Raw genomic sequence first — 9,183 nt, 5'->3', positions numbered from 1 at the left:
GCCGATCACGTCCAGATTTCTGCTGGCAGCGTTCAGACCCGAGAGACCTTGTTGAAAACCCATGGTGTGCTCCTGAAAAGAGGGCGAGTCGAATTAAAGAATGGCCTTGAGGCCCGACTGGGTGGTCGTGCCGCCGTGCGCCAGTTCCAGTTGCAGTGCGCCGTTGCTCAGGCTCACGGCAGAGATCTGGTCGATGGACAGCGGGGTGTTGTCCACGGCGGTATCACCGTTGGTGGCCATCACCTTGAAGCGCAGCCCGCCCTCGCCCTCGTACTTGGAGGCGTCCCAGGCAAAGTTGTAGCGCCCTTCCTTGAGCGAGCCCAGATCGACCACGCCCAGCTCTTTGCCGTTGGCGTCCAGCACCTGCACTTTGACGCTGGAGGCGGGGCCTGCCAGATCGAGTGCGCCGTAAGCCTTGTCCGCTTCGGTGTCCAGCACCAGGGAGTCGCCCTCTACCAGCACTTGGCGGCCCACCATGCCGGTGGCCTGCATCAGTTGCTGCGAGGCAAACTGGCTGGCCAGGCCCTTGACGGTGTCGTTGAGCTGCTGGATGCCGGTCACGGTATTGATCTGCGCGATTTGCGAGGTCATTTGCGCGTTGTCCAGCGGGTTCATGGGGTCTTGGTTGTTGAGCTGGGCCACCAACAACTTGAGGAAACGGTCTTGCGAGGCGGCAGCGTCGTTGGCATTGACATCGCGTGTGGCGGTGGTGCTGCCTGTGCTGGCGGCGGCGCTGGTGGCCGCAGTGGTGTTGTTGATGGTCGTCATGGCGGTGCGCTTTCAGGGGCGGGCCTTATTGGCCCATTTGCAGGGTCTTGAGCAGCAGCGACTTGGCTGTGTTCATGACCTCGACGTTGTTCTGGTAGGAGCGCGAGGCCGAAATCATGTTGACCATCTCTTCCACCGCGTTGACGTTGGAGTGCGAGACATAGCCCTCGGCATCGGCCAGCGGGTGGCTGGGGTCGTGGATGCGCTTGCCAGGCAGGTCGCTCTCCTGGATGTTGCTGACGCGCACGCCAGCCGTGCCGTCGGCGCCCATGGGGACGGTCTGAAAGACGGCCTGGCGGGCCTTGTAGGCTTTGCCGTCGGGGCCAGCCACCGCGTCCACGTTGGCCAGGTTGCTGGCCACCACGTTGAGACGCTGCGACTGCGCACTGATGGCGCTGCCCGAGACGTTGAAAATGGAAAACATCGACATGGTGCGGCTCCTGTGGTCGGGTTACTGGCCCTGGATGGCACTGAGCATGGTTTTGGCGGTGCCGTTGATAAAGCGCAGTGCGGCCTCATAGCGCACAGCGTTATCGACCGAGTTGGCGCGCTCGCGGTCCAGGTCTACGGTGTTGTTGTCCAGGCTGGGTTGCGTCTGCACGGTGTAGCCCATGGCGGCGGGGTTGGTGCCGGTGCGGGTGTTGCCAATCTCTACGGTGGGCAGGGGGGCGTGGCTGGTGTGGGTGACGGGGGCCAGCGCCATGCGCGTGTCCCCCAGGCGTTTGCCGCCTTCGGTGGCCTCGCGCAGGGCATTGGCGAAATGGAAATCACGGGCCACGTAGCCCGGCGTGTCGGCGTTGGCAATGTTGCTGGCGATGGTGCGCTGGCGCTCGGCACGCAGCAGCAGTGCGTTGCCCTGGAAGTCCAGTCGCTCGGTCATCTTGTTGATCATGGCTGCGCCTCTTGCCGTGGGTTCATGGTGTGCCGTTGCCTACCGCTGGGGGTGGCTTTGGCCTGTGGGCAATTATGAAAAAGCCCCCAGTTTGCTAAAGCACGAAGAACGCGGGCTTTGGTGCGCAGTTCGCCCCATCGGTTTTTGCCGCCACTGCGATAGTGGTGGGGCCATGCCATCGCCTCGCCTGCTGCGCGCGCGGGCGTTGCCGTGCATTTTTTGGAGGTTTGCCATGCAAGAAAACGCTTTTTCCACCCCGTTGCCATCCCGGCGCTTACCTTTGCGCTCGGGGTTGCGGCGTGCGCTGGCTTGTCTGGCCGTGCTGTGCGGTGTGCCAGCCGTGCAGGCGCAAACGCAGCAAAACCTGGAGCAGTTCACCCAGCACTGGATTGAGCAGGCATTGCAAAGCAGCCCGGCTGCTGCCGCTTCGGTGCTGCGCATGGAGGTGGCTGTGGGGGCATTGGACCCCCGTCTGCGCTTGGCGCCATGTGAGCGCGTAGAGCCTTATTTGCCTGCGGGTACCCGGCTGTGGGGACGCTCCCGTCTGGGGTTGCGCTGTGTGGCTGGGCCCGCGCGCTGGAACGTGTTTTTACCCATCACCGTCAAGGCGTATGGCCCGGCCTGGGTACTGACCGGCAGCGTGGCCTCGGGAGCGGTGTTGTCGCAGGCCGATGCGGTGCAGACGGAGGTGGACTGGGCCGCAGAGCAAGCCTCTGTGGTGGCTGATCCTGAGCAATGGGTGGGCCAGGTGGCTGCGCGCTCGTTGCAGGCCGGCCAGGCGTTGCGCCAGTCCATGCTGCGGGCACCACGCCTGTTTCAGGCCGGTGCCCAGGTGCGTGTGGTGTCCCAAGGGCCTGGTTTTGCGATCAGCGCCGCAGGCCAGGCCATGGCCGCAGGGGCCGTCGGCGAGACGGTGCGTGTGCGCATGGCCAATGGCAAGACCGTCACGGGTGTGGTGAGCGAGAACGGCACCGTAGATGTCTCTCTGTAACAGATTCACTTGGGCGCTAAAGTCCAACCCCCACAGGCCGATAACAAGGCACTGACGCCTCGCAATCCAAGAGGCGGTGGAGGACAAAGTGATAAAGATAGGACACCAACCCGAGTTGCCCGGCACCGTAGTGCACTCAGGGCCTGCCAAGCAGGCCCAGGCTGCTGCATCGGCTGCTGACGGGCTTGCCAAAAGCGCTCCAGCCGCTTCGGCCAGCCGTGCGCCCAGCACTGTCACTTTTTCGCGCAGCGCCCGCGATCTGGAACCACCAGGCCGGGCTGCGGGAGATTTTGATGCGGTCCGCGTTAAAGCCATGCGTGCTGCCATTGACGCAGGCACGTTCCGCATTGATGCCTCTGCCATTGCAGACAAGTTGCTCTCCAACGCGCAAGAAGTGCTCTCTCGCATGGGGCGGCACGACGCGTAGCGCTGGCGGTGGCAGTTTCTCTTTTTGTTTTACTACCCGTCTGAGCCTATTCCCATGATGCGTTCTTCCCCCTCTTTTCTGGAGCATGCGCTGGTGGCCGTAGAGGCACAGTTGCAAGAGTTGTCTGCGGCGTTGTTGGCGCCCGATCCTTTTGCATTGCAGACGTGCAGTGAGCAGATGCGCCAGGTCGCCATTGATTTTGTGGCCGCCTTGGGCGGGCTTCAGGGGCAGGTTCTGTCCGAGCCACTACAGCGCCGGATTCAGCAGATTCATGCCACACTGTCCATTCACCGTGACAGCCTGGCACGCTTGGCCGCTGTGGCAGATCGCCAAGCGGAGGTGCTGTTGCCCCCCGCTGAGAGCGCTCCCACCTATGCCCCGGGCCTGGGGTTTTCTGCGGGTGTTTCTGGCGCAGCACGCATTTACAGCGCCGCAGGTTGATACGGGCGGGTTGTATAAACAAAGGCCAGTCGCTGTGGGCGACTGGCCTTTTTTGATGGAGCAGGCAGGTGCTCAGTGTGTCCGCATTTTGGCGCGCAATCGCGCAATCGACTGGCTGTGCAGTTGGCACACGCGCGATTCGGTCACGCCCAGTACCGCAGCGATTTCCTTGAGGTTCATGTCGTGCTCGTAGTACATGCCCATGATGTATTGCTCACGCTCGGGCAAGGTATGGATGGCACTGACCAGGGCGGTGCGCAGCCGCTGGTCACGCAGCAAGTTCACCGGATCTGTGCCTGTGTCTGCTAGGTGGCGCTCCAGAAAGCCCTCGCCATCATCGCCCTCGCCATGCGCCATATCTTCCAGGTACACCAGCTGTGTGCCGCGCACCTTGCCCAGCAGCGACTGGTAGTCCGACAGGCTCATCTCCATTTCTTGGGCAATCTCTGATTCCAGCGGGCTGCGGCCCAGCTTTTGCTCCAGCCGTTGCACCGCACGCTCAATGTCTTTCTGGCTTTTGCGCGAACTGCGTGACATCCAGTCGCCTTCGCGCAGTTCGTCCAGCATGGCGCCACGAATGCGCTGCGTGGCGAAAGTCTCGAACTGCACGCCTTGGGTGGCTTCATAACGCGACAACGCTTCGGTCAGCCCGATCATGCCGACCTGAACCAGATCGTCCAACTCCACGTTGGGTGGCAGTTTGGCGATCATGTGGTTTGCCAGACGCCGCACCAGTGGCAGGTACTGGCGAATCAGGGCGTCGCGATCAAGCTGGCCTTTGGCGGTGTACATCACTTCAGTGGCTTTGGACAAAAGGCGCGTAGATGGCCGAGCTTGCCAGCGGGTTGAGTGGCCAAGACACCGGCGCCGGGGCGGTGATGGTGCCCGCGTTTTCCAGGAGCAGCAACGCCAGGCGTTGCATGTCTTGGGCGCGGTCTTCATGCAGCAGCGTAGCGCGCAGGCGTTGTCCCAGGTGGTGCGCCGCGCAGCGCTCCAGGGCCTGGATGTTTTCCCGGGCCTGGTCTTGCGCGGCGGCATCATCCGACGGCGCCATGTAAGCCACCATGCCTGTCAGTCCGGCATGAATAGCCAGGTGCTTGAGTTGGCGGTAGCACTCCACCAGCTCTGTTTTGCCCGGGTGCGTGATCAGCAGTGGCATGGCCGGGCTACCCGCCAGCAAGGGCGAGGTCAGTAACTCCAGCGGGGCGTGCAACACTACGACCGCGTAGCGCCGGAAGATAGGCTCCAGAGGCTCAAGGGTTTGCAGTGGCAGGCCTTTGCGCTGGGCGGTGTTGACCAGTGTCAGCAAACCCAGTGCAGCAGGCACTACGGTCAGTGTCGATGTGTTGGCGTTGGCATGTGGCTGGCCGCCGTTGTCCCAGGGCGAGTGCGTCAATAATTGCAACAGTCCCGGGGTGCGGTCTGTTTCGACGGCGGTGGCATCCAGCACCACCACGGGGTAGCCCAAGCGCTGGAGGTGCGCGCAGACCTGCCACAAGGTTTCCTGCGTTTGCCGTGCATCTTCCCGGCTGGCCACGACCAACAGGCGCAACTCATCCTGTGGTCGGTTGCAGTGCAAGCCCGTACCTTGGTGAAAACTGTTCTCAAGCATGGATCAGCCCCCTGTCGGAGACATGCTCCGTGGTTCGTGAGAAGAAGAAGTTCAACTCTGTTTCTTTGGGGTCGAATGCCGAGCGTGCAGGCGAGCGCATGGACATGCCCACCAGCTTGTTGGCATCGGCCGCTTCCCAGTCTTCGGGGACGCGCTGGCCATTGGTGACACCGCGCAGCACCATCTGGTGGCGGATCAGCGCATCCAGTGGAGGGCCGAGTTTGACGGCCTCGTCCACCTTGGACAAGATGGCTTGCTGCGACCCGGTGGTCTTGAAGGCAGTGAGCACATCATCCAGGGTATCGCCATGGCTGCCTGCGTTGAGCACCAGCAGCCGCTTGATATGGGGCAGATCCAGCACATCAAGCATGTCGCGCTTGCGTGGATCGCGGGGGGCCACCCCTGCGGTGTCTATCAACACCATCTTTTTGCCGCTGAGCAGGCCCAGCAGGTCTTGCAGGGCTGCCTGGTCGTGTGCCAGGTGAGCCACTACACCCAGCATGCGGCCGTAGGTGCGCAACTGGTCGTGGGCACCCACGCGGTAGGTGTCCAGTGTGATCAGCCCTACGCTGGAGGGCCCATGGATACGGGCGCACAGCGCTGCCAGCTTGGCGGTGGTGGTAGTTTTGCCCACGCCAGTGGCGCCTACCAGTGCATACACCCCGCCTTCGTCGTACAGCGGACGTGTACCAGCATCGGTTTTGAGGTTGCGCTCCAGTACGCCCATCAGCCAACGCACGGCCTCGCCTGCACCCAGATCGTCGGGCAGGCGTTCCAGTACCGTGCGTGCCAGTGCGGGCGAGTAGCCCGAGCGGATCAGCTTGAGCATCAGGTTGGACTGGATCGGGTTCTGGCGGGCTTGTCCCAGCCAGGACAGTGTGTTGAAGCGATCTTCAATCAGATCCTTCATGGACTGCAGCTCCTGGAACAGCCCTTGTTCGTTGACCGCAGGCGTCGGCATCAAGGCCGGTGCCGGATCGCGGCGAACTTGCAGCGCAGGCTGGTGCATGGTGGTGGCTGGATGGTGGTGTTCATGGGCGTACTCCGGTGCGGCATACAGCGGCGCTGGCTGGCCCAGGGGCGCCAGCGGGGCACGGGTCTCGCGCGGGTCGCGGCGCAGAGGCTGCTGTGCTTCGGCGGGGGCGTTGCCTTGCAGTGCCTCGTGGCGCCGACGCAGCATGCGTTCACGCACATAGTCTTGGAACGACAGCGTGCTCATGGCCAATTGCTCGGTGTCTTCATGCACCGGATTGCGCTCGGACACGCTGGCTGTGTGTGCAGGGCTGGCCTGGGGACGTGCCGCGGGCTGGGGCGCTGGCTTGAAGGCTTCTTTGAATGCCTCCGGTGCTGGCGCCGGTGCCGACAGGGGCAGGTCGTCTGCGCGCTCCAAAGACGAGCTCAGCGACTCTTCTGCCGTCGCCACCACTTCCACACCGTCGGGTGTGGGGCGGTTGGACAAAATCAGCGTGCCGTCCCCAAAGGTCATGCGCGCCTTGGCCAGTGCCTCACGGGCGGTGGCTGCGTAAAAGCGTTTGATGTTCATGCCGATGCTCCTTTGAGGACGGGCCCAATGCGGATGGTGTGTGTTTCAGGAATTTCGCTGTGCCCCAGCACTTGCAGGCGTGGTGCCATGCGGCGTACCAGGCGTGAGATGGCGCTGCGGATGGCGTCGGGCACGAGCAGGCAGGCGGGCAGGCCGATCTCTTCCTGCTTCAGTGCCACCTCGGCTGCCCTTTGCGTCAGGATGTCTGCCACACCGGGGTCCAGCGCCGGGCCTGCGGGGTTGCCCAGGGCTTGCACCAGCAGGCGCTCCAGGCCGGGCTCGATGGCAATCACGCTCAATTCGCGTGTCGGGCCATAAATTTGCTGCACGATGGCGGGCGACAGGGCGATGCGAACGCGCCGTGCCAGCTCTTGTGGGTCGGCTGTGTTGCCTGCGTGCTCGGCCAGCGTCTCGATGATGGTGCGGATGTCGCGGATATGCACCGACTCCTCCAGCAGCAACTGCAGCACTTTTTGGAACGTCGTGATCGAAACCATTTTCGGGATCACCTCTTCTATCAATTTGGGCGCCAGCTTGGCAACGTGTTCCACCAGCTGTTGGGTCTCTGTGCGACTCAGCAACTTGGTGGCCTGAACTTGCATCAAGTGTGACAAATGTGTCGCCATCACGGTTTCCGAATCAACGACGGTAAAGCCTGCCATTTGCGCCGCTTCTTTTTGCTGTTCGTCGATCCAGTGCGCGGGCAAACCAAAGGCCGGATCGGTGGTGGGTGTGCCAATCAGTGGGGTAGAGATGCCGCCCGGGTTGATGGCCAGGAACATGCCGGGGAAGGCCTCGCCCTCGCCGACGACCACACCGCGCAGCGTCAGGCGGTAGGCGCTGGGCTTGAGCTCCAGGTTGTCGCGCACATGCACCGGGGGCGGCAAAAAGCCGACTTCCTGGGCAAATTTGCGCCGCACGCCCTTGATGCGGGTCAGCAAGTCGCCCTGGCGGTTTTTGTCCACCAGTGCAATCAGACGGTAGCCCAGTTCCAGGCCCAGCAGATCGACCGGTTGCAGGTCGTCCCAGGTGGCATCGCCGTCGCCAGTGGGTGCGGCTGCGGGAGCTTCTTCTTGCACAGGTGCCTTGGCGCGCTGCATCAGTACCCAGGCCAGGTAGCCCAGTACCGAACCAATGCCCAGAAACACCACATGCGGCATGCCCGGAATCACGCCCAGCAAAATCAGAATGCCTGCCGTTACGCCCAGTACGCGCGGCGACATGAACAGTTGGTGAACAATCTGCTGGCCCATGTCCGAGTCTTTGCCCACGCGCGAAATCACCATCGCCGCTGCCACCGAGATCAGCAGCCCCGGAATCTGTGCCACCAGCGCATCGCCCACGGCCATCAGGATGTAGATGTCAGCCGCCTTACTGGCCGACAGGCCGTGCTGAACCATGCCAATGACAAAGCCGCCCACGATGTTGATCAGCAAGATCAGAATGCCGGCCACCGCGTCGCCGCGCACAAATTTGGAGGCGCCGTCCATGGAGCCAAAGAAGTTGGCTTCTTCAGCCACTTCCAGGCGGCGGCGCTTGGCTTCTTTTTCATCGATCAGGCCAGCGTTCAGGTCGGCATCCACAGCCATTTGTTTGCCGGGCATGGCGTCCAGGGTAAAGCGTGCTGACACCTCGGCAATGCGCTCGGCGCCCTTGGTGATCACGATGAAGTTGATGACCACCAAAATCGCAAAAACGATCAGACCCACGGCAAAGTTGCCGCCAATCAAAAAGTGACCAAAGGCCTCAATCACTGCGCCCGCAGCGCCAGGGCCGGTGTGGCCTTCCAGCAGCACCACCCGCGTAGAGGCCACGTTCAGCGACAGGCGCATTAACGTGGTCAGCAGCAGCACTGACGGAAACGCAGCAAAGTCCAGTGGCTTGAGCATGTAGGCCGCCACCATCATCACCATCAGCGCCACGGCAATGTTGATGGTGAAGAACACGTCCAGCATCCAGGCCGGAATGGGCAACACCATCAGCGCCAGAATGGCCACCACCAGCAGCGGTGCAGACAGGCCCTGGACTGCAGAGGCATTACTGCCCGCCCATTGCCGTGCGGAGTTCATGGAAATGTTCATGGCTGATTGCCTTGTGGTGTGGTGCGGTTCAGGGGGTCGAGTTCAGGCGGGACGTACGGGTCAGGCTGCGCATCGGGCATACGGCCTTCGCCACGCATGGCCGCCTTGAGTCGGTATACGTAAGCCAGCACCTGGGCCACAGCCGTGTACAGCGTGGCCGGAATGGGTTGGTCAAGTTCTGCGTGTGCGTACAGTGCGCGGGCCAACATGGGCGACTGCAGTACCGGCACACCGTGGCTGTTGGCCAGGTCGCGAATCTTCATGGCGATCAGGTCGGTGCCTTTGGAGATCACCTGGGGAGCGCTCATGGTGTCGTCGTACTTCAGCGCCACGGCATAGTGGGTGGGGTTCATCACCACAAAGTCGGCCTTGGGTACGGCAGTGACGCTGGCGCCGTCGGCAATCTCGCGCTGGCGCTGGCGCTGGCG

At 62.7% G+C, this 9,183-nt stretch carries 11 protein-coding genes; 3 read left to right on the top strand and 8 right to left on the bottom strand.

The window, feature by feature from the left end; genetic code table 11:
- Positions 1-93: 93 nt before the first annotated feature.
- The 3 genes from PHX69_RS13115 to flgB are packed head-to-tail and all read right to left on the bottom strand — an operon-like array spanning position 94 to position 1,660.
- Complete coding sequence (locus PHX69_RS13115) at positions 94-768, bottom strand: flagellar hook assembly protein FlgD (RefSeq protein ID WP_288044229.1); 675 nt, start codon at positions 766-768, stop codon at positions 94-96.
- Positions 769-793: 25 nt separating this feature from the next.
- The gene (gene flgC, locus PHX69_RS13110; protein ID WP_288044228.1) at positions 794-1,198 is read right to left on the bottom strand and encodes a flagellar basal body rod protein FlgC; all 405 of its coding nucleotides are present in this window, start codon (positions 1,196-1,198) and stop codon (positions 794-796) included.
- Positions 1,199-1,219: 21 nt separating this feature from the next.
- Entirely contained in the window at positions 1,220-1,660 is a 441-nt protein-coding gene (flgB, locus tag PHX69_RS13105; protein WP_288044227.1) for a flagellar basal body rod protein FlgB, read from the bottom strand.
- Positions 1,661-1,892: 232 nt separating this feature from the next.
- On the opposite strand from flgB, the gene flgA reads away from it, so the two are divergent.
- From flgA to PHX69_RS13090, 3 genes are all read left to right on the top strand, one after another.
- Positions 1,893-2,651: a flagellar basal body P-ring formation chaperone FlgA gene (gene flgA / locus PHX69_RS13100; protein ID WP_119014142.1), complete on the top strand. Its 759-nt coding sequence runs from the start codon at positions 1,893-1,895 to the stop codon at positions 2,649-2,651.
- Positions 2,652-2,727: 76 nt separating this feature from the next.
- Complete coding sequence (gene flgM, locus PHX69_RS13095; RefSeq protein ID WP_353852415.1) at positions 2,728-3,078, top strand: flagellar biosynthesis anti-sigma factor FlgM; 351 nt, start codon at positions 2,728-2,730, stop codon at positions 3,076-3,078.
- 54 nt (positions 3,079-3,132) lie between these two features.
- Entirely contained in the window at positions 3,133-3,519 is a 387-nt protein-coding gene (locus PHX69_RS13090) for a hypothetical protein (RefSeq protein WP_288044226.1), read from the top strand.
- A gap of 72 nt (positions 3,520-3,591) precedes the next feature.
- Here the strand turns inward: PHX69_RS13090 and PHX69_RS13085 are convergent, their stop codons facing one another.
- The 5 genes from PHX69_RS13085 to PHX69_RS13065 all read right to left on the bottom strand — a co-directional run.
- Positions 3,592-4,311 (bottom strand): RNA polymerase sigma factor FliA, encoded by a 720-nt coding sequence (locus PHX69_RS13085; protein WP_119014143.1) that lies wholly within the window; start codon positions 4,309-4,311, stop codon positions 3,592-3,594.
- Positions 4,312-4,315: 4 nt separating this feature from the next.
- Positions 4,316-5,131 carry a hypothetical protein gene (locus PHX69_RS13080; RefSeq protein WP_119014144.1) on the bottom strand — a complete coding sequence of 272 codons (816 nt, stop codon included), beginning with the start codon at positions 5,129-5,131 and terminating at the stop codon, positions 4,316-4,318.
- Positions 5,124-6,674: a flagellar biosynthesis GTPase FlhF gene (gene flhF / locus PHX69_RS13075; protein WP_119014145.1), complete on the bottom strand. Its 1,551-nt coding sequence runs from the start codon at positions 6,672-6,674 to the stop codon at positions 5,124-5,126. The genes PHX69_RS13080 and flhF overlap by 8 nt, the downstream gene beginning before the upstream one ends.
- Positions 6,671-8,755, bottom strand: a complete 2,085-nt coding sequence (flhA, locus tag PHX69_RS13070) for a flagellar biosynthesis protein FlhA (protein ID WP_119014146.1) — start codon at positions 8,753-8,755, stop codon at positions 6,671-6,673. The genes flhF and flhA overlap by 4 nt, the downstream gene beginning before the upstream one ends.
- Positions 8,752-9,183: EscU/YscU/HrcU family type III secretion system export apparatus switch protein (locus tag PHX69_RS13065; protein WP_288044224.1), on the bottom strand; the 432-nt coding region annotated here is incomplete at its 5' end. The genes flhA and PHX69_RS13065, both read right to left, overlap by 4 nt.

The organism is Simplicispira sp., from assembly GCF_028687295.1.
Taxonomy (GTDB): Bacteria; Pseudomonadota; Gammaproteobacteria; order Burkholderiales; family Burkholderiaceae_C; genus Simplicispira; species Simplicispira metamorpha.
Note: the sequence above shows the minus strand (reverse complement) of the source record. Positions and strands in the feature narration are given on the sequence as shown.